Consider the following 25,905-nt stretch of genomic DNA (forward strand, 5'->3'; position numbering starts at 1 on the left):
CACGCCGGTCACCCGCCCGATCACCACGGCGGTCCCTCCGCGCGCCGCACCACGCGGAAAGACCGCCCGCCCGGTCCGGTCGCACCGCTGCCCCGGACCGCCGTCTCTTCTCGGGAGTGCCACGTGTGTGAAGATGTCCAGGGACCGCGGCCGAACCGGCCGACAGCGCCCCTTTCCCCCGCGCACCGCCCACTGCTCCCCCGCACCCTGCCCGGCGACATCGGGGCCTCCTTCGTGGTCTTCCTCATCGCCGTGCCCCTGTCCCTGGGGATCGCCGTGGCCTCCGGGGCGCCGCTCATCGCCGGGATCGTGGCCGCCGCCGTCGGCGGAATCGTGGCCGCCGCCGTCGGCGGCTCGGCGGTCCAGGTCAGCGGGCCCGCCGCCGGACTGACCCTCATCGTCGCCGACCTCGTCGCCACCCACGGCTGGGGAGTGACCTGCCTGATCACCGCGCTGGCCGGACTCGTCCAACTGGCGCTGGGCCTGTTCCGGGTGGCGCGCGCCGCCCTGGCCGTCTCCCCCGCCGTCATCCACGGCATGCTCGCCGGGATCGGCATCACCATCGCGCTCGCGCAACTGCACGTGGTCCTCGGCGGCGCCCCGCAGAGCTCGGCGGTGGCCAACATCCTGGAACTGCCGCGCCAGGTGCGCGACAACCACACGCCCGCGGTCGCGGCCGGTCTGCTGACCATCGCGATCATGCTGGTGTGGTCCCGCCTGCCGGACCTGGGCCGACTGCGTCCGCGCGGCGTGCCCGCCGCACTGGTCGCGGTGGCCGCGGTGACCCTCGTGACCTCGGTCGGGCACTGGCCGGTGGAGCGGGTCGACCTGCCCGACTCCTCGGCCGAGCTGTGGAACGGCCCCCTGCTCCCCGAGGTGGACCAACTCCACGGCGTGGCGTTCGGGGTGGTCACCGTCGCCCTGGTGGCCAGCGTCGAGTCGCTGCTGTGCGCCATCGCCGTGGACCGACTGCACGACGGACGCCGGGTGCGACTCGACCGCGAACTCGCCGGACAGGGAGCGGCCAACCTCACCAGCGGCCTGCTGGGCGGGCTTCCCGTCGCCGGGGTGATCGTGCGCAGCAGCGCCAACGTCCGGGCGGGAGGCCGCACCCCGCTCGCGGCGATCCTGCACGGCGTGTGGATCGTGCTGTTCGTGGCCCTGTTCAGCAACGCCGTGGAGCTCATCCCGATGGCGGCACTGGCCGGACTGCTGGTCTACATCGGGGCGCAGATGGTGAACCTGGCGCACCTGCGCGACCTGCGCAGGCAGCACGAGGCCGGGGTCTACCTGGTGACCCTGACCGGCGTGGTGGTGCTGGGGCTGGTCGAGGGCGTACTGGTCGGATTCGCCCTGGCTGTCCTGATGGCGCTGCGCCGTCTCACCGGGGTGACCGTACGCACCGAGGAGCGCCCCGGCCGCCCCGGCCAGTGGCACGTGGTCGTCCAGGGCTCGCTGACGTTCCTGGGAGTGCCCCGGGTGACCCAGGTGCTGCGCACCATCCCCGTGGGCGCGCACGTGGACCTGGACCTGCACGTGGACTTCATGGACCACGCCGCGTTCGAGTCGATCCACGCCTGGCGGATGGACCACGAGCGCAGGGGCGGCAGCGTCGACATCGACGAGGTGCACGAGAACTGGTACGAACGCAACTCCACCCGCACCGCCCCGGTCGCCAAGACCGCGCCGAGCGGGATGGCGCGCTGGTGGGCGCCGTGGACGGTACGGCTGGGCAGCGGGCGCGGCCTCAGCGCCTCGGGGCTGCTGCTGGCCGGGGCGCGGGAGTACCACGCCTCGACCACCGAACGGATGCGTGCGCTGATGGGCCGCCTGGCGCAGAACCAGAGCCCGCACTCGCTGTTCATCACGTGCGCCGACTCCCGGGTGGTGCCCAACCTGATCACCGCGAGCGGCCCCGGCGACCTGTTCACCGTGCGCAACGTGGGCAACCTGGTCCCGCCGCACGGGACGCAACCGCCCGACGACTCGGTGGCCTCCGCCGTCGAGTACGCGGTCTCGGTGCTGGGCGTGCGGTCCATCGTGGTGTGCGGGCACTCGCACTGCGGCGCGATGCGGGCGGTGCTCGACGGCGTGCCGCCGCCGCACCCCGGCCCGGTGGAGCTGGGCGCGCTGGGCCGCTGGCTGCACCACGCCCGGCCGAGCCTGGACCTGCTCGGCGAGACCGCCCCCGACACGCCCCCGGCAGAGGCGGTGCGCCGCCTGTCCCAGGCCAACGTGGTGCGGCAGTTGCGGAACCTGCTCAGCTACCCCGTGGTACGCGACCGCCGCGACCGGGGGCTGCTGGAGCTGATCGGGATGTACTTCGACCTGGAGACGGCCACCGTGCACCTGCTCGACGAGCGGACCGGGAGTTTCGTGGCCGTGGACGCGTCCGTGCTGCCCACTCCGCGCTCCGGAGAGGAAGCGCCCACCGGGCGGGTCCCACTGCGGTAAGCCGGTCGGCTACTCCTCGGCCGTGTCCTCGGCCCTGTCCTGCACGGGCCCCTCCAGGTCGCGCTCGTCGTTCTCGACCGGGGACGCCTGGTAGATGGCGAGCCCGATGATGACGACGATCGCGACAATGGGGAGGCCGAACATCAGCAGGTACACCGTAGGGCTCATGCTCACCGACTCGGGTCTGGAACGCCGCTGCAACTCCCCCAATGTAACGGTGCCCGACGGCACCCCGCAGGACGCACCGGGTTTTTTGCCGGTGTTTCTGCCCGCGGTCTCCCACCGCTCCGCGTGACCAGGGAGTCCGTTGCGCTCCCCGGTCGCGGCGCGGAGGCTTTTCTCGGGACCGCAACCCGCTTTTGCAGCGGCTACCGAACCGGCCTCCGGTCGCCCGCAACGGGGCGGCACCGGGACACGGCGGAGGGACCGACCGGGGAAGGAGGGGGGAGTCGGCCGGTAAGCCGGATTCTGTCGGCCCGTGCGGGCCGGACGGCCATCCATCTGGGACCGCTGTTGCCAACGGCCTCGTGCGGCCTACCCGCGGACATCGGACGGGCAGCCCTCGAACGTCCGCGCAGGGGACCGGGGTCCCCCTCTTGGCCTTGCTCCGGGTGGGGTTTACCGAGCCGGCCGGATCGCTCCGGCCGCTGGTGGTCTCTTACACCACCGTTTCACCCTTACCGCTCCGAAGAGCGGCGGTCTGTTTTCTGTGGCACTGTCCCGCGGGTCTCCCCGGGTCGGTGTTACCGACCACCCTGCCCTGTGGAGTCCGGACTTTCCTCGACACCGCACCGCGGCGCCGCGACCGTCTGGCCGACTCCCCTCTGTTCAATCCTACGGGGTCCGCGGCGTATTCCCGGTCGGCGACCGGCCGCGCCCCCGGCGGTTCAGGACTCCAGGTGGCCGGTGTCGTTGAAGGAGCGCACCACCATCGGCCCGTCGCTGAAGCAGTGGACCTCGCACAGGCACGCCACGTCCAGGTGCATCCGGTACAGCGCCTGCGGCGGGGCGAGCATGGCCTGCTGCACCATCACCTTGATCGGGGTGACGTGGCTGACCACCAGGACGGTCCGCCCCCGGTGGCGGGCCAGCAGCCGGTCCCTGGCACGGGCGACGCGGCGGGCCACCGCGGCGAAGCTCTCCCCTCCGGGCGGGGCGGCCTCGGGGTCGGCCAGCCAGCGGTTCAACTCCCGGGGCGAGTGCCGGCGCGCCTCGGCGAAGGTCATTCCCTCCCAGGCCCCGAAGTCGGTCTCGCGCAGGTCCTCCTCGACCGCCACCTCCAGCCCCAGCTCCTTCGCCGCGTACTGGGCGGTGTCGAGGGTGCGCCGCAGCGGGGAGGAGACGATGACGTCGACCGGGCGCTCGGCGAGCCGCCGGGCCGCGGCCCGCGCCTGCTCGTGGCCGACATCGGTGAGCGCGACGTCGCCGATCCCCGCGAAACGCCGCTCCACCGACAGCGGGGTCTGGCCGTGGCGCAGCAGCAGCAGCCGGGTGGGCTCGGTGTCGGCCGGTCCCCAGCCGAGGGCGGAGTCGCTTTCGGGGCTCGCCGCCTGCTCGACGGGCTCGGCCGCCTGCACCGGCTGGTCGGCGCCGGTGCGCCGTGCGCGCGCCGCGCCGTCCATAGCCGCGTTGGCCAACCGGTCGGCGTGCGCGTTCTGCGACCGCGGCACCCACCGGTAGCGCACCGACCCCAACTCCGAGGCGAGTTCCCGCGCCCGGCCGGCCAGCGGCCGCATGGCCGGATGCTTGATCTTCCACCGTCCCGACATCTGCTCGACCACGAGCTTGGAGTCCATGCGGACCTCCACGGAGGCGGCCGGGTCGATGGCGGCCACCGCCTCCAGTCCCGCGATCAGCCCCCGGTACTCGGCGACGTTGTTGGTGGCCTCCCCGATCGGTTCGGCGACCTCCGCCAGCAGTTCGCCGGTGTCGGCGTCGCGGACGAGCGCGCCGTACCCGGCCGGACCGGGATTGCCCCGCGATCCGCCGTCCGCCTCGATGAGGAGCCTGCGACTCATCGGTGTTCCTCCCGCTCCGCCAAGATCACAGCCCCGAGTCCGCGACGCGCACCAGGATGCGGCGGCAGTTCTCGCAGCGCGTCACCTCGTCCGCCGGAGCATCGCGCATCTCACGCAGCTCGGCCCTGCTCAGCTCCAGCTTGCAGCCCTCGCAGCGACCGTAGCGCAGCGCCGCAGCGCCGATCCCGGCGTTCTGCTCCCGCAGCTTCTGGTAGAGGCCGAGCAGCTCCTCGGGGATCTCCTCGGCAACACGGGAGCGCCGCCGGGCGGCGGAGTCCTGCTCGTCTCCGATCCGCAGGACCGCCTCGGAGCGGCGGTTGTCGGCGGCCTCCCGCTCGGCGGCGACCTCGGCGATGTCCCGTTCCAGTTCGGCGCGCCGCCCCTCGGCGTTCTCCTGGCGCTCCATCACGCCCAGGACGATGTCCTCCAGTTCGCTCTGGCGGCGCCCCAACGAGGCGATCTCCGACTGCAGGCTCTCCAGCTCCCTGGGAGAGGAGACGTGCCCGGCCTCCAACCGTCGGGTGTCGCGTTCGGCTCGCGCGCGCACCTGTTCGACGTCGTTTTCGGCCTTGCGCAGTTCGCGGTCGAGGTCGCGCAGCTCCGTCTCGACGACCGCCAGCCGGTCGCGCAGCTCCGTCAGCCGGGTGTCCAGCCGTTGGATCTGTTCGTGCTCGGGGAGCGTGCGCATCCGGTGGTTGAGCTGGTCCAGTTCGACGTCGATCTCCTGGAGGTCGAGCAGGCGGACCTGGTGGGCGGGTTCTGCTTTCAATTGTCCTCTGTTCTGTTCTCGAAGACGGCGGTGTCGGCGCGGGCCCGGTCACGCGGGGGTGACGGTGGCGCCGAACGACTGTTCCCAGGCGTCGGTGACGATCGTGGACACGCGGGTCTCCACGTTAGCCCGCTTCCCACCCAACGCGTCGACAAGCCGGGCCGCCCCCTCGGCGAGCCAGGGCCACTCGGTCGCCCAGTGCGCGGCGTCGACCAGCGCGACGTCGCCGTGCTCGGCGAACTCCGACGCCGGGTGGTGCCGCAGGTCGGCGGTGAGAAACACGTCCACTCCGGCGGCGCGGGCCGCGCCCAGCAGGGAGTCCCCGGCTCCCCCGGAGACCGCGACCGTGCGCACCGGCCGGTCCAGGTCCCCGGCCACGCGCAGCCCGGTGGCGGTGGCGGGAAGTCCCCGCGCCGCCCGGGCGGCGAAGTCGCGCACCGTCGTCGGCTCGGCGAGTTCCCCGATCCGTCCGATGCCGCGTCTGCCCTCGGGGTCGGCGGGATCGGGGTCCAGCGGCCGCAGCGGCCCGTCCAGGCCGACCGCGGCGGCCAGCGCGTCGGAGACGCCCGGAGCCGCGGTGTCGGCGTTGGTGTGCGCGGTGTACAGGGCGGTGCCGGAGCTGATCAGGCGGTGCACCAGACGGCCCTTGGGCGTGGTGGCGGCCACGCTGGTGACCCCGCGCAGCAGCAGCGGGTGGTGGGTGATGACCAGGTCGGCGCCCCACCGCGCGGCCTCGTCGACGACCTCGGCCACCGGGTCCACCGCGAACAGGACCCTGCGGACGGGTTGGCCGGGGTCCCCGCACACCAGGCCGACCGCGTCCCAGGACGCGGCCCAGGCGGGGTCGTAGACCGACTCGAAGGCCGCGGTCACCTCGTGCAGCGTCAACGGTGAAGAAGTCACGCAGGGCAGCGTAACGCCTCGGATCGGGGCGCGCGGAGCAGGTCTCGGCGCACGTCGGCGCCATCATTTCCGGAAAGCCCCCGGGAAATGACTTAACGACCGATTTCGGCACCGGTCACGCCACCGAAACACACCGGTCCGAGCATCGGGTCGGCCCGCGAGACCCGCGGGTTCTCGCTTCTGGAGGAAATCGTTGACCGAATCGACGACCGCTGAGACCTCCCCGCGCGCCGCACAGCTCCCCGAACGCGCACAACGCGTCGCCGTCCTGGGCGTGGGAGCGGTCGGCGCGCTCCTGGCCGAAGCCGCCCACCAGGCCGGACACCGGGTCACCCTGTGTGTGCGCCGCCCGTTGGACTCGTTGACGGTGGAGCGCGACGGCCGCCGGCGCCGCCTGTGTCTTCCCGTGACCACCAGCCCCGACATGGTCTCCGCGCCGGTGGACTGGCTGCTGCTGGCCACCAAGGCCCAGGACACGCCCCGGGCGCTCACCTGGCTCCGGCGGCTGACCGGTCCCTCGACCACGGTCGTGGCGCTGCAGAACGGGGTGGACCACCACGAGCGCATCGGCCCCCTGCTGGCCCTGGGCGAACTGCTTCCGGCGCTGGTCTACGTCAGCGCGGAACGCCTCACGCACGGGCACGTCCGCCACCGGTGGGGACGCCGCGTCGCCGTCCCGGCGGGGGAGGCGGGGACGGCGCTGGCGCGGCTGCTCGCCGGAACGGAGGTGGAGGTGACGTGTGAACGGGACTTCACCACCGCGGCCTGGCGCAAACTGCTGATCAACCTGGCCGCCAACCCGCTGACCGCGCTCACCCTGCGCCGTGTCGGCGTGCTGCACCGTCCCGACGTGCGGGAACTGGCGCGCGGCATACTCACCGAGGCCGTGCTGGTGGGGCAGGCCGAGGGAGCGCGACTGGAGGTCGGCGACGTGGAGCAGACCCTCGACTTCTTCACCGCGATGCACCCGCACAGCGGCACCTCGATGCTGCAGGACCGGATGGCCGGGCGCGCGGTGGAGCACGACCTGATCACCGGTGCGGTGGTGCGCGCCGCCGACCGGCACGGCATCCCCGTGCCACTGAACCGCGCGGTGCTGGCGCTGCTGCGCGCGTTGGACGACGGGGGATCGGTGGGCGTGCAGTCGACGCTGACCGGGGTCGGTTGATGTTCCCTCGCGCCGGTCGGGGGCAGTGACCCGGTAACGTCGCTGTGTCGATCCATCGAGAAGGGACGAGGGCCGCGGTGAGGTTCCTGGTACGCGAGCGCATCTTCGACGTCGGCGAGGACTACTGGGTGGAGGACGAGGAGGGCAACCGTGTCTTCCACGTGGACGGCAAGGCGCTGCGGCTCCGGGAGACCTTCGAACTGCGGGACGCGGACGGCGACGAGGTCTACCGGATCCGCGAGCGGCTGCTGGCGGTACGCGACACGATGACGGTCTCCCGCGGCGGCGACACCGTGGCGACCGTGCGCAAGCGCATGTTCAACCCGGTCAGGGACAAGCTGGTGGTGGAGCTCGCATCGGGCGGCGAGTGGGAGGTCGTCGGGGACTTCCTGGGCAAGGAGTACACGATCGGCGACGAGCACGGGCCGGTCGCGATCGTCTCCCGCAGGTGGTTCCGGCTGCGCGACACCTACGCGGTGGACGTCAACACGCACCGCTCCGACGCGGGCGGCGACGTGGCCCTGGTGCTCAGCGTCGCGGTGTGCGTGGACGCGCTCACCGGTGGAGACGGCGAGGACTGACCGACGGGGCGGGCGGGAGGCGTCCCGCCCGCCCCGGTCCTCCCGTGGCCTGGGCGGGCGCTAGGCTGGGCGGCCATGGCGCATCCACCCCGCTGTCCCGTCGGAGCGCACGTGCCGGTCTCGGGCGGGCTGGCCCGACGCGGGCTGCCCTACGCCGACGCGGTCGAGGCCGAGGTCGTCCAGGTCTTCGTCACCAACCCGCGCGGTTGGGCCTGCCCTCCGGGGGTCCCCGAGCAGGACGCGCTGCTGCGCGCACGCGTCGACCTGCCCGTCTTCGTCCACGCCTGCTACCTGATCAACCTGGGCTCCCCCGACGACGAGGTGGCCGCCAAATCCGTCGCCTCGCTCGAGCACACGCTGCGCCGCGGCGCGCAGATCGGTGCGCGCGGCGTGGTGGTGCACACCGGCTCGGCGGTCCGCGGCGGCCGTGCCGCGGGGCTGGAGCGGGTGCGGGCGCGGCTGCTGCCGGTCCTGGAGGCGCTGGGCTCCGACGCGCCCCCCGTGCTGCTGGAGCCGATGGCCGGGCAGGGGCAGGTGCTGTGCGCCACCGTGGACGACCTGGTCGCCTATCTGGACGCCCTGGACGGCCATCCCGGGGTCGGGGTGTGCCTGGACACCGCGCACATGTACGGGGCGGGCCACGACATCTCCACCCGGGCCGGGATGCGGGCGATGCTGGACCGGTTCGGTGAGGTCGTCGGCGCCGACCGGCTGCGCCTGGTGCACGCCAACGACTCGGCGGCGCCCTGCGGGAGCCGCCGGGACCGGCACGCCGGCATCGGCTCGGGCCACATCGGGGCCGAGCCGTTCGCGGAACTGTTCACGCATCCGGTCTCGGCGGGGGTTCCGCTCGTGGTGGAGACGCCCGGCCCCGAGGGGCCGCACGCCCGCGACGTGGCGACGCTGAAGCGGCTGCGCGCGGGCGCCCCCGACCGGTCAGGGGCCTCCTCCACCGCCCCGTGAGGGGTGTTCGCGGGTGGGAGTCCATTCGGCGGACGGATGGGTCAGAATGGGGAGGGACCGCGATTGGAGGACACACCGCCATGGATCCCGTGAGTCTGGTGGTCGGCGCGATGATCGCGCTGGGGGGTGTTCTGGTCGGACGTCTCCTGCCCAATCGCCGTCCGCGCGGCGAGTCCCCGCAGACGGCGGTCGAGCGGGCTCCGCGCGGTCCGCAACCGGTCTGCGGCTGCGGGCACCACCTGGTCTTCCACGACCAGAAGACCCGGACCTGCCAGGCTCAGGTGGTGATCCCGGGCCGGTGGACCGGCGAGCGGGGCCACACCTACCGCCGGTGCATGTGCCAGGGCTACCGCGGTCCGGTCCCGGTGGACGAGTACTACGTTCCCGACATCGTGGACGGCGAGTGACCCTTCCTCCGCGGGCGCGGCGCTTCCCGCCGCGCCGCCCCCGTGGGTCCGCGGGCGCCCCCGCGGCGCCTCCCCGCGTCCGGTCGGGTCGGCCGCGGGCGCCCCGGCGGGACCGGCCCCCTCCGAAGGGCCCGCGCTCCTCCTGCGTCGTCCCCGCCACGAGCGTGGCCGCGCAGACCGCGTCGGAGGCCGTTCCGGTGCGGGCGTAGCCGCTCTCCGGCAGTGCCCGGCCCCTGGCTCCGGTGGCGACCGGGTCGACCGGGGCCGCGTCCGACGCCGGCGCGGGCACCGCGACGGCGGTGAGGGGCACGGCGGTCGGGAGCGGCGGCCCTGCGTCCGCCCGGAGCGCGGAACGCCCCCAGCAGGGCAGACACGACACAGGGTGTGCGCGGAACCACAGATTCGACAGTTTTCCCCTTTACAGGGGGTTTACATCACCCATGCGGAGCGTTAACCTCCTGCCTGGGAGCGCTCCCGTGACTCAGGCCACACGGTTCCCTCTCCTCCGGGGCGAGCCCCCACCATCCCGGAGGAGAGACCGCGCCCGCGCCCAGAAGTCTGGGAGCGCTCCCAGACCAGTGGCCCGTCGAGAGAGGAGAACAACCGGAACCGGTGTTCCGCCGGTTTCCCATCCCCCACCTCAGCACAGCGCCGTCCGGCCTCCCCACGGAGCCCGAGAACGCCGTTGTCACCGCCGCGGCCGTGACGGCTGCTTCCGTTGCCGCGGCCATCCTCCCACTCACCGAAATTCTCGTGACGACGCGGTCCCCACAGCACGGTCGCGCCGGTTCTCGGCGTGCCAAAGAACCGGCACGGCGGCTCCGGGACCGGGAAATCCGGAGGTTTTTCCGACCATGAGACCCTTACTGTCCCCCCGACGCCGGCGAACGCTGGTATCGGGCGCGCTCGCGGCGGCGATGGCGGCCGCGCTGCTGTCCCCCGGCGTCGCGCACGCCGCCGTCGCCTGCTCCGTGAACTACGACGACTCCAACGACTGGGGCAGCGGGTTCGTCGCCAACGTCACGGTGACCAACGAAGGCAGCGACCCCATCGAGAACTGGACGGTGGGCTGGACCTTCCCCGGCAACCAGCAGATCACCAACGGCTGGAACGGCGTCTTCAACCAGAGCGGCGCCAACGTCACCGTGCAGCACCCCGCCTGGAACAGCACCATCGCCCCCGGCGGCACCACGTCGTTCGGCTTCCAGGGCACCTACAGCGGCTCCAACGAGGCTCCGCAGAGCTTCACGGTCAACGGCGTCACCTGCAACGGCGCAGAGCCCGAGAACCTGCCGCCCGAGGTCACCCTGACCGCTCCCGCGGACAACTCGACCTTCCTGGTCAACGAGCCGATCGAGCTGACCGCCACCGCCTCCGACCCCGACGGCTCGATCGACCGGGTGGAGTTCGCCGCCGACGACACCGTGCTCGGCTCGGACACCACCTCCCCCTACAGCTTCACCTGGGACGACGCCGAGGCCGGAGCGTACTCGGTGACCGCCGTCGCCTACGACGACGACGGTGACAGCACCGTCTCCACCCCCGCCGCCGTGCGGGTGCTGGACGCGGCCGCCGTACTCGCCTCCCCGAGCACCGTGCGGGTGCGTCAGGGCGAGACCGCCGAGTTCGAGGTGAGCCTGTCCAACCAGCCCTCGGGCAGCGTCACGGCCACCGTCGCGCGCTCCTCCGGCAGCTCGGACCTGACCGTCTCCGGCGGCGCCCAACTGCAGTTCACCTCCAGCAACTGGGACGACCCGCAGACGGTGACCGTCGCCTCCGCCGACAACGGCGGCGACCTGGCCGAGGCGGTCTTCACCGTCAGCGCGCCCGGTCACGACCCCGCCGAGGTGACGGTGCGGGAGATCGACCCGAACACCTCCTCCTACGACGAGGCGTTCCTGGAGCAGTACGAGAAGATCAAGGACCCCGCCAGCGGCTACTTCCGCGAGTTCGACGGGCTCCTGGTCCCCTACCACTCGGTGGAGACCATGATCGTCGAGGCTCCCGACCACGGGCACCAGACCACGTCCGAGGCGTTCAGCTACTACCTGTGGCTGGAGGCCTACTACGGCCGGGTCACCGGTGACTGGGACCCGCTGCACGACGCCTGGGAGTCGATGGAGACCTTCATCATCCCCGGCACCGCCGACCAGCCCACCAACGCCGCCTACGACCCGAGCTCCCCGGCGACCTACATCCCCGAGCACCCGAACTCCGACGGCTACCCGTCGCAGCTCGACAGCGGCGTCCCGGTGGGTGAGGACCCCATCGCCAACGAGCTCAGCAGCACCTACGGCACCGACGAGGTCTACGGCATGCACTGGCTGCTGGACGTGGACAACGTCTACGGCTTCGGGTTCTGCGGCGACGGCACCGACGACGCCCCCGCCTACATCAACACCTACCAGCGCGGCTCGCGCGAGTCGGTGTGGGAGACCATCCCGCACCCCTCGTGTGACGACTTCACGCACGGCGGCCCCAACGGCTACCTCGACCTGTTCACCGACGACCAGGGATACGCCGAGCAGTGGCGCTACACCAACGCGCCGGACGCCGACGCGCGCGCCGTCCAGGTGATGTTCTGGGCGCACGAGTGGGCCGAGGAGCAGGGCAACGAGGCCGAGATCGCGGGCCTGCTGGACAAGGCGTCCATGATGGGCGACTACCTGCGGTACGCGATGTTCGACAAGTACTTCAAGGAGATCGGCGACTGCGTCGGCGCCTCCTCCTGCCCGGCCGGCACCGGCAAGAACAGCGCGCACTACCTGATGTCCTGGTACTACGCCTGGGGCGGCTCGCTCGACGAGTCCTCCCCGTGGGCGTGGCGCATCGGCTCCAGCTCCTCGCACCAGGGCTACCAGAACGTGCTCGCCGCCTACGCCCTGTCGCAGGTTCCCGAGCTGCAGCCCGACTCCCCGACCGGCGTCGACGACTGGGAGACCAGCTTCGACCGCCAGCTGGAGTTCCTGCAGTGGCTGCAGTCCGCCGAGGGCGGCATCGCCGGTGGCGCCACCAACAGCTGGAAGGGCGACTACAGCTCCCCGCCGTCCGGCCTGCCGCAGTTCTACGGCATGTACTACGACTGGCAGCCGGTCTGGAACGACCCGCCGTCCAACAACTGGTTCGGCTTCCAGGTGTGGAACATGGAGCGCGTCGCCCAGCTCTACCAGGTGACCGGCGACTCCCGTGCCGAGGCCATCCTCGACAAGTGGGTGCCGTGGGCCATCGAGCACACCGACGTGGACGCCGACGGCGGCGGCCAGGACTTCCGGGTCCCCTCCGACCTGCAGTGGTCGGGCCAGCCCGACACCTGGACCGGCACCTCCACCGGCAACCCGAACCTGCACGTCGAGGTCGTCTCCCAGAGCCAGGACGTCGGCGTGGCCGCTGCCCTGGCCAAGACCCTGCTGTACTACGCCGAGCGCTCGGGCGACGCCGACGCCCTGGCCACCGGTGAGGGTCTGCTGGACGCCCTGCTGGCGCACCGGGACGGCATCGGCATCGCCACCCCCGAGCAGCCGGGCTGGGACCGCCTGGACGACCCGTGGGACGGCGAGGAGGGCCTCTACGTGCCCGACGGCTGGTCCGGCACCATGCCCAACGGCGACGTCATCGAGCCGGGCGCGACCTTCCTGTCCATCCGGTCGTTCTACCTGGACGACCCGCTGTGGCCGGAGGTCGAGGCGCACCTGAACGACCCGGAGAACGTCGAACCTCCGATCGTGGAGCGTCACCGCTTCTGGTCCCAGGTGGAGATCGCCACGGCGTTCGCCGCCCACGACGAACTGTTCGGCTCCTCCTGAGCCTGACCGGTCCGTCCCCTGATCGGCGGTCCGCGGTGGTGTAAGTGCTCCCCCGCCGCGGATCGCCCGCCACCCCGAGCCGCCCCGCGCACCGCGCGGGGCGGCTCTTCGGTGTCCGCGGTCGGGCACTCAGTCGGTGACCCTGCTCTCCTCGACCCGGTAGACCAGGTCGGCGTAGTCGGGATGCCGCTCGATCCACTTCCTGACGAAGGAGCACACCGGAAGGACCCGCATGCCGTGCGCGCGCACGTCGTCCAGCGCCCCCTGGACCAGGCGTCCGCCCACCCCCTGCCCCTTGTAGGACGGGTCCACCTCGGTGTGGGTGAAGACGACCAGTCCGTCGGTGGTGGTCCGGTACTCGGCGAAGCCGGCGGTCTCCCCACCGTCGCCCCGGGCCTCGTACCGCTTGTTCCCGGGCACGTCGGTCACCTTGACGTCCATGGCTTCCCTCCCGAAGGGTGCCGGAAGCGGCCGCCGCGTTCCGTCCGGTGCAACCCCGGCCCCCGCGACGCCGTTCTCCGAAAAATCCACTGAAGACGTCCTCTTCCCCGTAGCCGTCCGGTCACTCGCGCACCGCCGGGACAGCCGCTCCGTCCCCGCGGCGGCAATAGCATGGTGGGCGGTCCCGGTTTCCGGGGCGGCTGCCACGAGGACGCGAGGAGGGGCGATGGGCGACAGCGTCGCGACGGGACGGCCGTCCGTGCTCGCCGTGTCGGAGGAGGCGCTGGAGCGGGCCGCGCGCGTGCTGCGCGGCGGCGGACTCGTGGCCTTCCCCACCGAGACCGTCTACGGACTGGGCGCCGACGCCGCGAACCCGTCCGCGGTCGCGCGGATCTTCGCCGCCAAGGGACGGCCCGCGGACCACCCCCTGATCGTGCACGTGGCCTCCGCCGCGACCGCCCGCGACTGGGCCGCGTCCTTTCCGGAGTCCGCCCGCGCGCTGGCGGACGCCTTCTGGCCCGGGCCGCTGACCATGGTCCTGCCCCGCTCCGAGCGGGTGCCCGACGCGGTGACCGGAGGACGCCCCACGGTGGGCCTGCGGGTGCCCGACCAGCCCGTCGCGCGCGCACTGCTGGAGCGGTTCGGCGGCGGCGTCGCCGCGCCCTCGGCCAACCGCTTCGGTCGGGTGAGCCCCACCACGGCCGCGCACGTCGCCGCCGACCTGGGCGAGCGGGTCGATCTGGTGGTGGACGGCGGGCCGTGCGCCGTCGGGGTGGAGTCCACCATCGTCGAGATCGACGGCGACCGCCTCGCGGTGCTGCGCACCGGCGCCGTCACCGCCGACGACATCGCCGCCGTCACCGGCCTGCCCGTGGCGGCCACCCCCACCGGTCCGGCCCGCGCGCCGGGGATGCTCGCGGCGCACTACGCCCCCAGAGCGCGGGTGGTGCTGGCCGAGGCCCCCGAGGCCGCCGAGACGGTCGCGCGGTGGGTGGAGAAGGGCCACCAGGTGGCCGTGCTCGCCGAGGTCCTGCCCGCCGACCTGCCGGGCGAGGCGCTGCCGCTGGCCGCGGTGGGTAGCGCGCGCGACTACGCCCGGGTGCTGTACCAGCGGCTGCGCGACGTCGACGCGGCGGGCGCCGACGTGGTCGTCGCGGTTCCCCCGGCGCCGGTGGGGATCGGTCTGGCCGTGCGGGACCGCCTGCTGCGCGCCTCCCGGTCGCACTGACCTCCACCCTGTCTGAACAGGGGTTTTCCGGACATACGGGCTTGCCGCCCGGGGCTGTTTTTGCGATCGTGGAAGATGAGAGCGTATCGGCGATGGGGGGAGGGCCGATGAGAGCTCAGGTTGGAGACCGACTGGTCGTCGAAGGCCCGCGCGACGACCTTCCGGCCCGCGAGGGAGTGGTGATCGCGATCCGGGGCAGGGACGGAGCGCCACCCTACCGGGTACGGTGGCTCGACGACGGACGCGAGACCCTGCTCTACCCGGGTCCCGACGCCCACGTCAAGCCCGCCGTCTCGGGCCGCGGCGAGGATGTCCGGACGGACCTGCGGCCGATGCACACCGCGAAGCGGTGGAACGTCGACGTCGTGGTGTCGGAGGAGAACGAGGACGGCTCGGTGCGCACCCTGGCCGAGGCCCGGCCGGTCTCGGGGGAGTGGGCGAACCTGCGCGGCCACGGCGAGGCGCGCAAGCACCCCGAGGACGTCGACGTCCCGGAGATCGGCGACGAACTGGCGGTGTCGCGCGCCCTGTCCGACCTGGCCCACAAACTGCGCCAGGTGGCGGCCGACGACATCGTCGACCGCACCGGGACACCGTGGCAGCCCACCTGACGGTTTCGGGTGGCGGGAAGAGAGGCGGCGTTCCCGGTCCGGGGACGCCGCAGCCCTGCCCGGCGGACCAGGCGGCCACCTCACCGAACGTGGCCCCGAAGTGGCCCCGGGCGTCCGCGTGTGGCCCTGTCCACACGACCGCTCACCCACGAACGAGGCCCGGAACCGGCGGGACACACCACGGACTCACACAACCCGGTACAGCTCAGCACCGACCGTCACGAGGAAGGTGGGCACGACAGTCGCCACCGTTCCCGCGAGTCGGGGGAGAATCGCGAGGAGCGCCAGGACGCGAGGGTCAGGTGCGCTCCCGTCCTGGGAACAGGGGTGGAGTCAGCGTCCGGTGGCGCCGTCGATCAGTTCGCGGAGGATGTCAGCGTGACCCGCGTGGCGGCCGGTCTCTTCGATCATGTGGACGAGCGCCCAACGGGCGCTGGGAGCGGGGCGCCCGGGCAGCGACCGGGGCCGGGGAAGCGGTGCGGCCAGGTCGGCGCACCCGTCGAGAACGTCGTTCGCGCACGCGACCGCCCTCCGGTAGCGGGCGACGACGTCGGCCACACTGTCCGCAGGCGCGGCCCGGAAGGTCGCCGACCAGTCGGTGACGACGTCCCCGAGGAACACCGACCGCTCAACGAAGGTCAGGTGCTGGAGCAGGCCGAGCAGGTTCGTGCCTGACGGCACCCCGGCCGTGCGGACCTGTGGTTCGGGCGCGTCCTCGACCTTCGCGGCGATCGAGGTCCGCAGGTAGTCGAGGAACCCGCGCAGAACGTCGGTTTCGCTGCCTCCGGTCCGGGGCGGCGGTGTGTCGCCGCGGCGGTCGCGGCGCGAGGCGGTGGGCATGGTGGTCTCCTTCGTGGGACGCGGACCCGGCTCCGGGTCAGGCGGCGCGGCGGACGAGCAGAACGTGGTCGGTGACCTCGGCGGTGTGCCCGCCCGGACCGGTCGCGATCCGGCGGGGCGCCTCGGCCCGCTCGACCGTCCACTCCGCCGGGTCCAGACCGATCCCCGCGGCGACCTCGCGCGGGGTCAGGTAGCGGACGTCGGGATCCTGGTTCCACGACCACGGCGCGGTCGAGCCGTGGTCGACCACCAGCAGCCGCCCGTCCGGGCGCAGCGCGTGCGCGGCCGTGCGCAGGACGCTCGCCCGGTCCAGGTCCACGGGGGTGTGGAGGTAGTGGGCGCAGACCAGGTCGAACCGGCCCCGCGGGAAGGACACCTGCAGGTCGTGCCGCTCGGCGACGACCAGGCCGTCCAGGCCGTGGGAGAGGGCGAGGCCGGCGAGTCGCTCGACCGCCACGGCCGAGACGTCGACAGCGGTGACGTGCCACCCCCGGCGGGCGAGCCACAGCGCGTCGCCGCCGGTGCCGCAGCCGAGGTCCAGCGCACGGCCGGGCGGCAGACCCGTGACCGTCTCGGTGAGTCGGAGGTTCGGCCGCGGGTCGGCGGTCGCCGGTCGGGCCGCGTGGACGCCGTCCCAAAACGTGGCCGCATCGGTGGTGCTCATCGGGACTCCTTGTGTCGGGATGCGCCCAGTCTCATCGTTTCCGCTGTCCTCGGCACGAAATCTTGCGGTTATGGCAAGCTGGTCGCGTGGACCGCGCAACGGAAGACGTACTCGGCGTGGTGGGCCCGCGCCTGCGCGCCCTGCGTCGTGCCCGCGGCATCACCCTCGCGGATCTGGCGGCGGCAACCGGGGTGTCGGAGAGCACCCTGTCGCGGCTGGAGAGCGGTCGGCGCCGAGCGACCCTGGAGTTGCTGCTGCCGCTGGCCCGTACCTACGACGTCCCGTTGGACGACCTCGTCGGCGCCCCGCGCACGGGTGACCCCCGGATCCATCTGAAACCGATCCGGCGGTTCGGGATGGTGTTCGTTCCGCTGTCCAGGCGGCCGGGCGGTACGCAGGCGTTCAAGATGATCATTCCGGCTCGGCCGGAACCGCTCGAACCGGCCCCGAAGACGCACGAAGGCTTCGAATGGCTGTACGTGCTCAACGGTCGCCTGCGGCTGGTGCTCGGAGAACGCGACCTGACGCTGTCGCCCGGGGAGGCGGCCGAGTTCGCCACGTCCCTGCCGCACTGGCTGGGCAGCGCCGACGGCGGCGCGGTCGAGCTCCTCATCCTGTTCGGCCTGCAGGGAGTGCGCGCGCACGTGCGCACCGGCCCGGGGGCCGAGCCCTCGCCTTACTGACCCGCCATGGCCGCCCCCGGAACGGCGACAGCCCCTCGCCGAAGGCGAGCGGGCGCGAACGCACACCGGAGGCCGGGGATCGCCCCAAAGGAAACAACGAAGCGCCCCGGCGAGGTGGCCGAAATCCCCGAACAGGGTCACTTCGGAGCGAAGTGGACCCTAGGCAACGCAGCCGTCTGGGGGTGGTGGCTCCGGACCGGGCGGCAGCCCACAACCGGAGTCACCCCCAGACGTTGCGACGGCGCGCAGCGCCGTCGCCTTGATCCCACACAGCCCAATTCGGCAGTGCTGACAGTCAGAGTCCGAACCAGGTTTCTCGGCCGTGTTCGGCGTCGGACTCGGGTTTGGAATGTGTTTGCCGCACCATAAATGCGGACAGCCAAACGCGTAGAGCCAACCGAAGGAGTCGCCGTGTTCGGTCTGGTGGTCAAGTTCGTCCTGAAGGACGAGGCCAGCGCGCAGGGGTTCGATGCGCTCGTGGCCGAAACACTGCCCAGAATCCGGGAGAGCGAGCCGGGCACGCTGGTCTACGCGGTGCACGAGGTGGCCGGTGAACCGCTGCAGCGGGTCTTCTACGAGATGTACGCCGACCGGGCGGCCTTCGAGACCCACGAGGAGCAGCCGCACGTGCGGCGCTTCCTCCAGGAGCGCGGCCAGTACCTGGAGTCCTTCTCGGTGGACTTCCTGAGCCTGCGGGACGCCAAGGGCGTGGCGGGGTGAGTAAGGAGTACCAGAACCTGGAGCAGTTCGGCTCTGCCCCCGACTGGCGGCTATTCACCGGAGTACACGGCGGCCCACTGCCGACGGTCACCTATCGCAGGGCCTGGCAGTGGGCGCGCGAGCAAACACTCAGCGAGGCCGAACAGCGTTCCCCGCCGGCCCGCAACGCCTACTCGCTGCGTCACACCTGCGTCTCCACATCGCTCATCGCCGGAGTGTCGGAGACCCTGGTCGCCCAGTGAGCAGGCCACAGCGTCGCCGTGCTCAAACGGATCTACGCCAAGTGCCTGGTCGGTGAGGAAGAATGCGCCAAGAAGCAGATCGAGGAGGCACTGAGAAGAGGCTAAGGACTCAGCGCGTATTCAGCGCAGGTACCTACCACTGCCCATCGCCATTCGTAGACAACCACCGACGCACAAGAACGCCCCTTGGCCTGTCTGCGCAGGTCAGGGGGCGTTTCTCATGCTCACGGAAGAGTGGACCCCGGGCAAACCAACTACAACCCGGCCCAGCTCGCGACCAAGTTCGAAGCACTCCTCCGCGAGCTGCCCGCACCGACGGCACCACTCCCCCAGCGGAGGAGGCCCACGAAGAAGCCGGGCACCGCGAAGCGCCTCAAGCCCCACGAAGTCAACGAGCTGATTGCCGCCTACCAAGCAGGCACGAACGTCTACACGCTGGGCGAACGCTTCGGCATCACACGGCAGACGGTGAGCGCCATCCTCAAACGCCACGGTGTTCGGACGCGATGGAACCGCCGGTCCGCGAAGCGGATCTGATGATCACCCACCAGGTTTCTGGTCTATGTCCGAGCGTGAGACCTCTCCCGATCCTTGTACACCGACACCGCCAGGAGGTTACACTTATTACAGTTAATGAGGAGGGTGACATGGCCACAACACTGAACAGAGTGGTGGAGGATATCGCTCCGCTGGCGTCGGAAGAGCAGCGGGAAGCCACCCGAGCAGCGATCAGCCAGATCCTCAGCGACACAGCACAGGTGGCGCTGAGACTACCCGGCGGAGAAGAGTACCGACTCGACGGAGACGAACTACGCGCTCTCCGGGCGATCGCCCTTGCCAGGGCGAACGGCCAACGCGTCTCCGTCATCAGCCACGACGTGATACTCAGCCCACAGCAGGCGGCAGAACTACTCGGCGTGTCCCGGCCCATGGTGTACCGCTTCATCGAGCGCGGCGATCTGACCGCAACACGTGTGGGCACGCACTGGAGGCTGCTGACCGCGGACGTGCTCGCGCTTGCGGAGCGTCGAACGCGACTCGCCGACGGTGTTGACACCGGACTCGACCACGTTGCCCAGGCAATGACTTCCTCGCGCCAAGGAACCGCAGCCAAGGATGGAGCGAAGGAGAGCTGGCGTGCAGCGACTCCCGAGCAGAAGGAAGCATCTTTGGAGCGGGTACGTCGCAGGACAAGGGGCCGGCGTCAGTGAACGATGGAGGTTCCCTTCTGGGTGTCGTACTGGACGCCAACGTCTACATTGACGCTGTCAGCGGCAACAACCTGGAGGTTCTCGGTGACCCGCTGAAGTTCGACGGCATACCGTCACTTCCTCCCCGGCGGGTGCATCCAAGCCTGCACGTCCTCGGAGTCATCCGCGACGGAGGGATCTTGGGACGGGGATATGCCTTGGAGGTCAGCGAGCACATCCTCGCCATGGTCGATCACAAGCTGATCGGCGCAGGATGGATGGAATCGGATGTGAACACCTACATCGATCTCATCTGCGATCTGGCTGAACTGTCCGGAGGCGGCTACTACGGTGACGTCCCGCAGACGCAACATGACTGCGAGGACCCCGAGGACAATCTCATCCTCGACCTGGCTGCCTTCACCGATGCATCTCTGATCGTCAGCAACGACAGTGACCTGCTCGTTCTCGGTCGTCCGAACGGGTGGAAAGGTCGGGGCATCGTTTCTCCCGCCGACTTCACCAAGCGAGCCGAAGCCGCGATGCGTTACAGGTGAGACGGTCACGCCGAAGGCACTAGCGGTTGCCCGCACCGGGGCAATCGGAAGTTCCCTGGAGGAAAAAACGAGACGACCCTGCGAGGCGGCCGAAGGCCCCCGAGCAGGGTCGTCCCGAGTCCGTGGGCGCGAGAGGACTCGAACCTCCGACCGCCCGCTTGTAAGGCGGGTGCTCTGACCAACTGAGCTACACGCCCGTGCACCCGGATGCCCGACCGGGCGGGCATCCTCCCGCAGGGAGATAGTACCGGTTCAGGCGGGTCAGCGTCGCACGCGTGGTCCGGCCAGGCCGCTCAACACCCGGGACAGCGCCTGCTCCACCTCGTTGGTGAGGGCCGCGTCCACCCGGGGCGGCTCGACCGCGGACACCGCCTGCGGGCGGACCTCACCGCAGCCGTGGCACTCGATCTCCCCCAGACGGGAGATCAGGAACGTGGAACGGCAACAGCCGCACCGGTCCAGGTCCGCCTTCCAGTCCCGACTGACCAGGCAGTCCGGGCAGATCAGCACCTGGCGTTCCCGGCGGACCCCGCGCTTCCACGGCTCGCCGCCGCCCGCGGGATCGCTCGGCCGCGCCCCGCACAGGTAGCAGGGCATGGATTTCTCCTTCGGTTGTTCTCAGTCCAGCTCGACGAGCGCCTTGCGGTAGTCGTCGAGGTCGCGGCCCCGGGAGATCGGGTTGACGATCTTCCAGCGCACGACCCCCTCGGTGTCGACCAGGAAACTGCCGCGCAGCGCGACCCCCCTGGCGTCGTCGAAGACCCCGTACGCCTGGGCGACCGCGCCGTGCGGCCAGAAGTCCGACAGCAGCGGGAAGTCCACGCCCTCCTGATCGGCCCAGATCCGGTGGGCGAACATGGAGTCCACCGAGATTCCCAGCAGTTGGACGTCGCGTTCGGCGAACTCCTCCGCGCTGTCGCGGAGCTGGCGCAGCTCATCCTCGCAGATACCGGAGAAGGCCAGCGGATAGAACACCGCCGCGACCCTCGCGCGGCCCCGGAAGTCCGACAGGCGGACGGTCTGGCCGTGCTGGTCGGCGAGCTCGAAGTCGGGCGCGTACTGGCCAACCTCGATCGACATGGGTTCTCGATTCCTGTCCCGGCCGCGCGCCGCCCCGAGCGGGGGACGGCACGCGGCCCGTGTCGGGCTCCGACGTCCGCGGCGTCGACGGAGAGGAGCGCAGGATCGTCAGCGCTGTCCCCTGGGCAGCACGAGCCGGGTACCCGACCAGTCGGGTCCGGCGCTCACCGCGCTGGTCTGCGACAGTCCCGCGGTCGTCGCGGCTTCCGCGACGTCGCTGGGTGAGACGTGCCCCTCTCTCCCGGCCTTGGGGGTCAGCACCAGGATGGTGCCGCCGCCCTCGATCGTGGCGGACACGTCCACGAGCACGTCGGTGAGATCGTCCTCCTCGTCATCGCGCCACCACAGCAGTGCCGCGTCCACGACGTCGGGGTAGTCCTCATCGACCAGCTCATTGCCGGTGGCTTCGGCGATCGACCGGCGCAGCTGCTCGTCCACGTCGTCGTCGAACCCAAACTCCTGCACCACCTGACCCGGTTTGAACCCGAGTCGTTCGGCCAGGCCGCGTTCGCTCTGCGCCTGGCCCGCGGTCGCGCTCACGAAAAGTCCTCCTCCACTTCGATGTCGCCCGTCTGTCACGGGCACGGCCGCGACTGGTCCCGTTTCCGGGGCGATCCCGCCGTTGCTGGCTAAGTTCACACGCTGGGTACCTGATTCGTCAACGCGTGTTCGCTTGTGTGATCTGCTTCTACCATCCTGCCCCCTCCGCCGGACTCGTCAAGAACGACAACCGGATCTGGCGGTCGGGATTGTCGATGTTCAGGTCGACAACGGCGACAGACTGCCACGTCCCCAGGGCGAGTTTCCCCGAAACCACGGGAACGGTGGCGTAGGGGGCGATGAGGGCGGGCATGACGTGCGAGCGACCGTGGCCGCGCGACCCGTGCCGGTGCCGCCATCGGTCGTCCGCGGGGAGGAGGTCGCCCAGACTGGCGAGGAGATCCTCGTCGGAGCGGGAGCCCAGCTCCATGATCGCCACTCCGGCCGTGGAGTGCGGGACGAACACGTTCAACAGTCCGTCTCCGCCGGTCTGCGCGACGAAGTCGGCGCACTGCGGGGTGATGTCGACGATCTTCTCGGATCCGCCGGTGTGCAGATCGAGCATTGTGGTCCGCATGCGGCAACGGTTACCCATGTTCGGACCGGTTGCAACCTCGTTTCCCCCTCGTCCGCTCCGGGCGGAAACGGAACGCCGACCGTTCCCGGGTCCCGGACTGGTCCGCCCCGCACGGAAGAGACCATACTCACGCCAGGGGCGGGGCGCCCCGAGACGATGTCGACGGCGGGAGAGACAGTGGGGAACGGACTGCGGCTCGGCCCGATGCTGCGCCACGTGAGTGAGACAACCGCCACGATCTGGGTGGAGACCGACGCTCCCGGCACGGTCACGGTCAGCGCCGGGGATCTGGCCGCGCACGCCGACACGTTCGCGGTACACGGGCACCACTACGCCCTGTGCGAGATCGGGGGACTGCGGCCGGGGCAGTCCGTGGAGTACCGGGTGAGCGTGAACGGGGTTCCGGTGTGGCCGGAACCGGGCTCGCCGCATCCGCCGAGCCTGCTGCGCGCACTGGACCCCTCGGCTCCCCAGCGGCTGCTGTTCGGCTCCTGCCGCACTCCCACCGACCACGGCCCGGCCGCGGTGGCGCGCTACGGGGCGGACGTCCTGCGCGCCTACGCGCTGCGTCTGGCCGAGGCCCGCCGTGCGGCCGCTCCGGCCGCACCGGAACCCACCGCGCTGCTGCTCATCGGCGACCAGGTGTACGCCGACGAGATCCAGCAGCCGATGCGCGAGTACCTGGCCGCCCGGCGCGCCCACACCCCGGCGCACCGGGTCCGCCCGCCCGACGACGAGGTGGTGTTCTTCGACGAGTACGCCGAGCTGTACCGGCTGTCGTGGAGCGACCCGGACGTCCGGTGGCTGCTGTCCACGGTGCCCACGCTGATGCTCTTCGACGACCACGACATCCGCGACGACTGGAACACATCGGGGACCTGGCGCCGCCGGATCGCCGAGAACCGGTGGTGGCGTCCCCGCATCACCGCCGGACTGGGCTCCTACTGGGTCTACCAGCACGCGGGCAACCTCTCCCCGGAAGAGCGCGCCGCGGACCCGGTGTGGCGGGCGCTGCGCGACGGCGGGGACGGCGGCGCCGCCCTGGACGCCTTCGCGTGGCGGGCCCACGACGAACCCGACTCCTACCGCTGGAGCCACTCCCACGCCTTCGGCCGCAGCCGGGTGCTGATGGTGGACACCCGGTGCGGCCGGGACGTCGCCGACGACCGCGCCCGCTCCATGCTCGGCTCCGCGGGCGGACGGTGGTTGGACGAGTCCCTGACCGGGGACGTGGACCACCTGGTGGTGGCCAGCACCCTGCCGTTCCTGCTGCCGAAGGGCGTCCACTACCTGGAGGCGTGGAACGAGGCGGTGTGCGCGGGCGCGTGGGGCGAGCGGCTGCGCGGGCCGGGTGAGCGACTGCGCCAGCGACTGGACCTGGAGCACTGGGCGGCGTTCCAGCGGTCCTTCGCCGCGGTGTCGGAGGCGGTGCTGGAGGTGGCCGACGGCGGGCGCGGCACACCCCCGGCGAGTGTGCTGTTCCTCGGCGGGGACGTGCACTTCTCCTACCTGGCGCGGGCGCGGGCCCGCGGCCGACGGACGGACACGGTGATCGCGCAACTGGTCTGCTCTCCCCTGTGCAACTGGCTGCCGCCCGCGATGCGCCGCATGACGTGGCTGGCCGGACGGGCGGTCACCGGGCTGGGCTGCCGCGTGCTGGCCCGACTGGCGGGGGTGCGCGCCCCCGCCCTGGACTGGCGGCTCAGCGGCGGCCTCTGGTACGACAACGCCCTGGCCACCCTCGTCCTGGACGGCCGCAGCGCCTCGGTGCGCTGGGAGCACTCCCCCACCGCCCGCGCCGTGTCGGAGGCGGACTCCGGGGTTCTTGCCCGGCCGCCGCTGCGGGACCTGGCCGCGCGCGTCCTCACCTGAGGGTGGTCCCGGCGTCCGGGGGCGAACACCGGGCGGTCCCCCGGTGTCGGCGTCACCGCAGGCGGCGAAACCGCAGGCGTGTTCCCGGGCGGGCCTGGGCGGCCCAGCGGAGGTCGGCGGAGACCACGACGGCGATCACCGGGTAGCCGCCGGTGACGGGGTGGTCGGCGAGGAAGAGCACGGGGTCGCCGTCGTGCGGGATCTGCAGCGCGCCGGGAACCATGCCCTCGCTGGGCAGCTCCCCGGCGCGGGCACGGGGCAGCGGCGGCCCCAGCAGCCGCGCGCCGACCCGGTCGGTGCGGTCGCTGACCACGTAGACGCCGTTCAGCAGGGTGTGCACGGCGTCGGGGGTGAACCAGTCGTGGCGCGGTCCCAGGACCACGCGCAACTCGACCTCGTGGCCGGGGAACGCGGCGTCGGGGGCGAGGTCGACGACGGGCGGGGTCGGCGGCGGCGCGCCCACCGGGAGCACGGTCCCCGGGGTGACCCTGTCGGGGCCGAGCCCGGCGAGGGTGTCGGTACTGCGCGACCCCAGCACCGGGGGCACGCTGACGCCGCCGCGCACGGCCAGGTAGCTGCGCAGTCCGCGGTCGGGAACGCCCACGCGCAACTCGGCTCCGTCGCGCAGGTGCAGGACGGTGTTCACCGCGGCGGCGCGCCCGTCGACACCGACCGGTCCCGGAGCCCCGGTGACGGCCGCCGTCACGGCCCCGCGGGCGCGCACCCTCAGCCCGCCGAGGGTCGCCTCCAGGGCGGCGGCGCCGGGCGGGTTGGCCACCAACCGGTTGGCCAGCGCGTAGGAGACCGCGTCGGCCGCTCCCGACCGGCCGACACCGAGCGAGGCGTGGCCGACTCTGCCCGCGTCCTGCACCGTGGTGAGGACACCGGTCTCCAGCACCTCCAGTGCCGCCATGCGTTCCGTCCCCTCCCTGTCCTGCCCCGGCGCGGCCCGGCCGGAGCGCGGGCGCGCGGGCGCCGTCCCCGTCACACCGGGACGAACCTGACCCGCACGCCGGGGCGCAGCAGTCCCGGCGGGTCGCGGTCGAGGTCCCAGACCACGGTGTCGGTGCGGCCCAGCAACTGCCAGCCGCCCGGTGAGCTGCGCGGGTAGACGCCGGTGAAGCCGCCCGCCAGGGCGACCGATCCGGCGGGCACCCGGGTGCGGGCCTCCGCCCGGCGCGGCACGTGCAGCCGGGGGTCGTCGCCCACGAGGTAGCCGAATCCGGGCGCGAACCCGCAGAAGGCCACGGTCCAGGTGGCCGAGGAGTGCGCGGCGACGACCCCGGACTCGCCCAGCCCGGTGGCCGCGGCGATGTCGGGCAGGTCCGCGCCGTCATAGCGCACCGGGATCTCCACCTCCTCCGCCGCGGCGAGGTGGCGGGGCCGGGGCCGCAGCGCGCGCACGGCGGCGGCGACCGCGGCGGTGTCGTGGCCGGGGCTGACGCGCAGCAGCACGGTGCGCGCGGCGGGGACGAGCTCTTCCACTCCCGGCGGCGGTTGCGCGGCGAGCGCCGCGTGCAGCGCCACGACCTCGTCGAGGTCGGCGACCTCGACGAGCACTCCGGTGTCGCCGCAGTCCAGGACGCGCATCCGT

28 protein-coding genes, 1 tRNA gene and 1 other RNA gene are annotated in these 25,905 nt (G+C 72.0%); 15 read left to right on the forward strand and 15 right to left on the reverse strand.

Features of this window, described 5'->3' with window-relative positions; translation table 11 throughout:
* Positions 1 to 123: 123 nt before the first annotated feature.
* Positions 124 to 2,454: a SulP family inorganic anion transporter gene (locus NI17_RS12030; protein ID WP_234402041.1), complete on the forward strand. Its 2,331-nt coding sequence runs from the start codon at positions 124 to 126 to the stop codon at positions 2,452 to 2,454.
* A 9-nt stretch (positions 2,455 to 2,463) separates the two neighbouring features.
* Here NI17_RS12030 and NI17_RS12035 read toward each other — a convergent pair whose 3' ends face one another.
* The 5 genes from NI17_RS12035 to NI17_RS12055 all read right to left on the reverse strand — a co-directional run bounded on the left by NI17_RS12035 (position 2,464) and on the right by NI17_RS12055 (position 6,129).
* Positions 2,464 to 2,622, reverse strand: a complete 159-nt coding sequence (locus NI17_RS12035; protein ID WP_170163000.1) for a hypothetical protein — start codon at positions 2,620 to 2,622, stop codon at positions 2,464 to 2,466.
* 273 nt (positions 2,623 to 2,895) lie between these two features.
* Positions 2,896 to 3,275, reverse strand: an RNA gene (gene rnpB / locus NI17_RS12040) — RNase P RNA component class A.
* Positions 3,276 to 3,341: 66 nt separating this feature from the next.
* Positions 3,342 to 4,472, reverse strand: coding sequence for a bifunctional RNase H/acid phosphatase (locus NI17_RS12045; protein ID WP_068692836.1), 1,131 nt, complete (start codon positions 4,470 to 4,472; stop codon positions 3,342 to 3,344).
* A 25-nt stretch (positions 4,473 to 4,497) separates the two neighbouring features.
* Complete coding sequence (locus NI17_RS12050) at positions 4,498 to 5,241, reverse strand: zinc ribbon domain-containing protein (RefSeq protein WP_068692835.1); 744 nt, start codon at positions 5,239 to 5,241, stop codon at positions 4,498 to 4,500.
* Between the two features lie 48 nt (positions 5,242 to 5,289).
* A complete protein-coding gene (locus tag NI17_RS12055; RefSeq protein WP_068692834.1) occupies positions 5,290 to 6,129 on the reverse strand; it encodes a Nif3-like dinuclear metal center hexameric protein in 840 nt (279 codons plus the stop codon).
* A 208-nt stretch (positions 6,130 to 6,337) separates the two neighbouring features.
* Between NI17_RS12055 and NI17_RS12060 the strand changes: the two genes are divergently transcribed.
* The 5 genes from NI17_RS12060 to NI17_RS12080 all read left to right on the forward strand — a co-directional run bounded on the left by NI17_RS12060 (position 6,338) and on the right by NI17_RS12080 (position 13,066).
* The gene (locus NI17_RS12060) at positions 6,338 to 7,312 is read left to right on the forward strand and encodes a 2-dehydropantoate 2-reductase (protein WP_084012744.1); all 975 of its coding nucleotides are present in this window, start codon (positions 6,338 to 6,340) and stop codon (positions 7,310 to 7,312) included.
* A gap of 77 nt (positions 7,313 to 7,389) precedes the next feature.
* Positions 7,390 to 7,893, forward strand: coding sequence for an LURP-one-related/scramblase family protein (locus NI17_RS12065; RefSeq protein WP_119267557.1), 504 nt, complete (start codon positions 7,390 to 7,392; stop codon positions 7,891 to 7,893).
* Between the two features lie 75 nt (positions 7,894 to 7,968).
* Positions 7,969 to 8,856 carry a deoxyribonuclease IV gene (locus NI17_RS12070; RefSeq protein WP_119267558.1) on the forward strand — a complete coding sequence of 296 codons (888 nt, stop codon included), beginning with the start codon at positions 7,969 to 7,971 and terminating at the stop codon, positions 8,854 to 8,856.
* A gap of 80 nt (positions 8,857 to 8,936) precedes the next feature.
* A complete protein-coding gene (locus tag NI17_RS12075; protein ID WP_068692831.1) occupies positions 8,937 to 9,263 on the forward strand; it encodes a hypothetical protein in 327 nt (108 codons plus the stop codon).
* A gap of 854 nt (positions 9,264 to 10,117) precedes the next feature.
* Positions 10,118 to 13,066, forward strand: coding sequence for a glycoside hydrolase family 48 protein (locus NI17_RS12080; RefSeq protein WP_068692830.1), 2,949 nt, complete (start codon positions 10,118 to 10,120; stop codon positions 13,064 to 13,066).
* A gap of 129 nt (positions 13,067 to 13,195) precedes the next feature.
* On the opposite strand, the gene NI17_RS12085 is transcribed toward NI17_RS12080, so the two are convergent.
* The gene (locus tag NI17_RS12085) at positions 13,196 to 13,507 is read right to left on the reverse strand and encodes a GNAT family N-acetyltransferase (protein WP_068692829.1); all 312 of its coding nucleotides are present in this window, start codon (positions 13,505 to 13,507) and stop codon (positions 13,196 to 13,198) included.
* 226 nt (positions 13,508 to 13,733) lie between these two features.
* Between NI17_RS12085 and NI17_RS12090 the strand changes: the two genes are divergently transcribed.
* Together NI17_RS12090 and NI17_RS12095 are read left to right on the forward strand one after the other, a co-directional pair.
* Positions 13,734 to 14,735 (forward strand): L-threonylcarbamoyladenylate synthase, encoded by a 1,002-nt coding sequence (locus NI17_RS12090; protein WP_068692828.1) that lies wholly within the window; start codon positions 13,734 to 13,736, stop codon positions 14,733 to 14,735.
* A gap of 107 nt (positions 14,736 to 14,842) precedes the next feature.
* Positions 14,843 to 15,346: a DUF1918 domain-containing protein gene (locus tag NI17_RS12095; RefSeq protein WP_084012742.1), complete on the forward strand. Its 504-nt coding sequence runs from the start codon at positions 14,843 to 14,845 to the stop codon at positions 15,344 to 15,346.
* 333 nt (positions 15,347 to 15,679) lie between these two features.
* On the opposite strand, the gene NI17_RS12100 is transcribed toward NI17_RS12095, so the two are convergent.
* The gene (locus NI17_RS12100) at positions 15,680 to 16,186 is read right to left on the reverse strand and encodes a DinB family protein (RefSeq protein ID WP_068692827.1); all 507 of its coding nucleotides are present in this window, start codon (positions 16,184 to 16,186) and stop codon (positions 15,680 to 15,682) included.
* Between the two features lie 37 nt (positions 16,187 to 16,223).
* Positions 16,224 to 16,850, reverse strand: a complete 627-nt coding sequence (locus NI17_RS12105; protein ID WP_068692826.1) for a class I SAM-dependent methyltransferase — start codon at positions 16,848 to 16,850, stop codon at positions 16,224 to 16,226.
* 86 nt (positions 16,851 to 16,936) lie between these two features.
* Here NI17_RS12105 and NI17_RS12110 point away from each other — a divergent pair, with 86 nt between their 5' ends.
* The 6 genes from NI17_RS12110 (at position 16,937) to NI17_RS12135 (ending at position 20,242) form a co-directional block, all read left to right on the forward strand.
* The gene (locus tag NI17_RS12110; protein WP_068692825.1) at positions 16,937 to 17,533 is read left to right on the forward strand and encodes a helix-turn-helix domain-containing protein; all 597 of its coding nucleotides are present in this window, start codon (positions 16,937 to 16,939) and stop codon (positions 17,531 to 17,533) included.
* Between the two features lie 411 nt (positions 17,534 to 17,944).
* Positions 17,945 to 18,253, forward strand: a complete 309-nt coding sequence (locus tag NI17_RS12115) for a putative quinol monooxygenase (protein WP_068692824.1) — start codon at positions 17,945 to 17,947, stop codon at positions 18,251 to 18,253.
* Positions 18,250 to 18,495: a site-specific integrase gene (locus NI17_RS12120; RefSeq protein ID WP_234402040.1), complete on the forward strand. Its 246-nt coding sequence runs from the start codon at positions 18,250 to 18,252 to the stop codon at positions 18,493 to 18,495. Before NI17_RS12115 ends, NI17_RS12120 begins: the two co-directional genes overlap by 4 nt.
* A 234-nt stretch (positions 18,496 to 18,729) precedes the next feature.
* Complete coding sequence (locus NI17_RS12125; RefSeq protein ID WP_068692823.1) at positions 18,730 to 19,032, forward strand: MarR family transcriptional regulator; 303 nt, start codon at positions 18,730 to 18,732, stop codon at positions 19,030 to 19,032.
* Between the two features lie 110 nt (positions 19,033 to 19,142).
* On the forward strand, positions 19,143 to 19,706 hold the full coding sequence (locus NI17_RS12130; RefSeq protein ID WP_170163031.1) for a helix-turn-helix domain-containing protein: 564 nt from the start codon (positions 19,143 to 19,145) through the stop codon (positions 19,704 to 19,706).
* A complete protein-coding gene (locus NI17_RS12135) occupies positions 19,703 to 20,242 on the forward strand; it encodes a hypothetical protein (RefSeq protein WP_068692821.1) in 540 nt (179 codons plus the stop codon). The genes NI17_RS12130 and NI17_RS12135 overlap by 4 nt, the downstream gene beginning before the upstream one ends.
* A 123-nt stretch (positions 20,243 to 20,365) precedes the next feature.
* On the opposite strand, the gene NI17_RS12140 is transcribed toward NI17_RS12135, so the two are convergent.
* From NI17_RS12140 to NI17_RS12160, 5 genes are all read right to left on the reverse strand, one after another.
* Positions 20,366 to 20,439, reverse strand: a tRNA-Val gene (locus tag NI17_RS12140).
* A 64-nt stretch (positions 20,440 to 20,503) separates the two neighbouring features.
* Positions 20,504 to 20,839 (reverse strand): hypothetical protein, encoded by a 336-nt coding sequence (locus tag NI17_RS12145; RefSeq protein ID WP_068692820.1) that lies wholly within the window; start codon positions 20,837 to 20,839, stop codon positions 20,504 to 20,506.
* Positions 20,840 to 20,860: 21 nt separating this feature from the next.
* The gene (locus tag NI17_RS12150; protein WP_068692819.1) at positions 20,861 to 21,322 is read right to left on the reverse strand and encodes a peroxiredoxin; all 462 of its coding nucleotides are present in this window, start codon (positions 21,320 to 21,322) and stop codon (positions 20,861 to 20,863) included.
* A 108-nt stretch (positions 21,323 to 21,430) separates the two neighbouring features.
* On the reverse strand, positions 21,431 to 21,862 hold the full coding sequence (locus NI17_RS12155) for a DUF3052 domain-containing protein (RefSeq protein ID WP_068692818.1): 432 nt from the start codon (positions 21,860 to 21,862) through the stop codon (positions 21,431 to 21,433).
* A 148-nt stretch (positions 21,863 to 22,010) separates the two neighbouring features.
* Entirely contained in the window at positions 22,011 to 22,439 is a 429-nt protein-coding gene (locus NI17_RS12160) for a secondary thiamine-phosphate synthase enzyme YjbQ (RefSeq protein WP_068692817.1), read from the reverse strand.
* A 156-nt stretch (positions 22,440 to 22,595) separates the two neighbouring features.
* Between NI17_RS12160 and NI17_RS12165 the strand changes: the two genes are divergently transcribed.
* The gene (locus NI17_RS12165) at positions 22,596 to 24,311 is read left to right on the forward strand and encodes a DUF7800 domain-containing protein (protein WP_234402039.1); all 1,716 of its coding nucleotides are present in this window, start codon (positions 22,596 to 22,598) and stop codon (positions 24,309 to 24,311) included.
* A gap of 52 nt (positions 24,312 to 24,363) precedes the next feature.
* On the opposite strand, the gene NI17_RS12170 is transcribed toward NI17_RS12165, so the two are convergent.
* Positions 24,364 to 25,224, reverse strand: coding sequence for a 5-oxoprolinase subunit C family protein (locus NI17_RS12170; RefSeq protein ID WP_068692815.1), 861 nt, complete (start codon positions 25,222 to 25,224; stop codon positions 24,364 to 24,366).
* A gap of 71 nt (positions 25,225 to 25,295) precedes the next feature.
* Positions 25,296 to 25,901: a 5-oxoprolinase subunit B family protein gene (locus NI17_RS12175; RefSeq protein ID WP_068692814.1), complete on the reverse strand. Its 606-nt coding sequence runs from the start codon at positions 25,899 to 25,901 to the stop codon at positions 25,296 to 25,298.
* Positions 25,902 to 25,905 lie beyond the last annotated feature (4 nt).

The organism is Thermobifida halotolerans (assembly GCF_003574835.2).
In the GTDB taxonomy this organism is placed as follows: domain Bacteria; phylum Actinomycetota; class Actinomycetes; order Streptosporangiales; family Streptosporangiaceae; genus Thermobifida; species Thermobifida halotolerans.

Coding starts and splice junctions, on each gene's coding strand:
- NI17_RS12045 (WP_068692836.1), bottom strand. CDS start 4,472: ATGAGTCGCAGGCTCCTCATCGAGGCGGACGGCGGATCGCGGGGCAAT.
- NI17_RS12075 (WP_068692831.1), top strand. CDS start 8,937: ATGGATCCCGTGAGTCTGGTGGTCGGCGCGATGATCGCGCTGGGGGGT.
- NI17_RS12080 (WP_068692830.1), top strand. CDS start 10,118: ATGAGACCCTTACTGTCCCCCCGACGCCGGCGAACGCTGGTATCGGGC.
- NI17_RS12095 (WP_084012742.1), top strand. CDS start 14,843: ATGAGAGCTCAGGTTGGAGACCGACTGGTCGTCGAAGGCCCGCGCGAC.
- NI17_RS12105 (WP_068692826.1), bottom strand. CDS start 16,850: ATGAGCACCACCGATGCGGCCACGTTTTGGGACGGCGTCCACGCGGCC.
- NI17_RS12150 (WP_068692819.1), bottom strand. CDS start 21,322: ATGTCGATCGAGGTTGGCCAGTACGCGCCCGACTTCGAGCTCGCCGAC.
- NI17_RS12070 (WP_119267558.1), top strand. CDS start 7,969: ATGGCGCATCCACCCCGCTGTCCCGTCGGAGCGCACGTGCCGGTCTCG.
- NI17_RS12090 (WP_068692828.1), top strand. CDS start 13,734: ATGGGCGACAGCGTCGCGACGGGACGGCCGTCCGTGCTCGCCGTGTCG.
- NI17_RS12175 (WP_068692814.1), bottom strand. CDS start 25,901: ATGCGCGTCCTGGACTGCGGCGACACCGGAGTGCTCGTCGAGGTCGCC.
- NI17_RS12100 (WP_068692827.1), bottom strand. CDS start 16,186: ATGCCCACCGCCTCGCGCCGCGACCGCCGCGGCGACACACCGCCGCCC.
- NI17_RS12160 (WP_068692817.1), bottom strand. CDS start 22,439: ATGCGGACCACAATGCTCGATCTGCACACCGGCGGATCCGAGAAGATC.
- NI17_RS12165 (WP_234402039.1), top strand. CDS start 22,596: ATGTCGACGGCGGGAGAGACAGTGGGGAACGGACTGCGGCTCGGCCCG.
- NI17_RS12145 (WP_068692820.1), bottom strand. CDS start 20,839: ATGCCCTGCTACCTGTGCGGGGCGCGGCCGAGCGATCCCGCGGGCGGC.
- NI17_RS12085 (WP_068692829.1), bottom strand. CDS start 13,507: ATGGACGTCAAGGTGACCGACGTGCCCGGGAACAAGCGGTACGAGGCC.
- NI17_RS12035 (WP_170163000.1), bottom strand. CDS start 2,622: ATGAGCCCTACGGTGTACCTGCTGATGTTCGGCCTCCCCATTGTCGCG.
- NI17_RS12130 (WP_170163031.1), top strand. CDS start 19,143: ATGGCCACAACACTGAACAGAGTGGTGGAGGATATCGCTCCGCTGGCG.
- NI17_RS12170 (WP_068692815.1), bottom strand. CDS start 25,224: ATGGCGGCACTGGAGGTGCTGGAGACCGGTGTCCTCACCACGGTGCAG.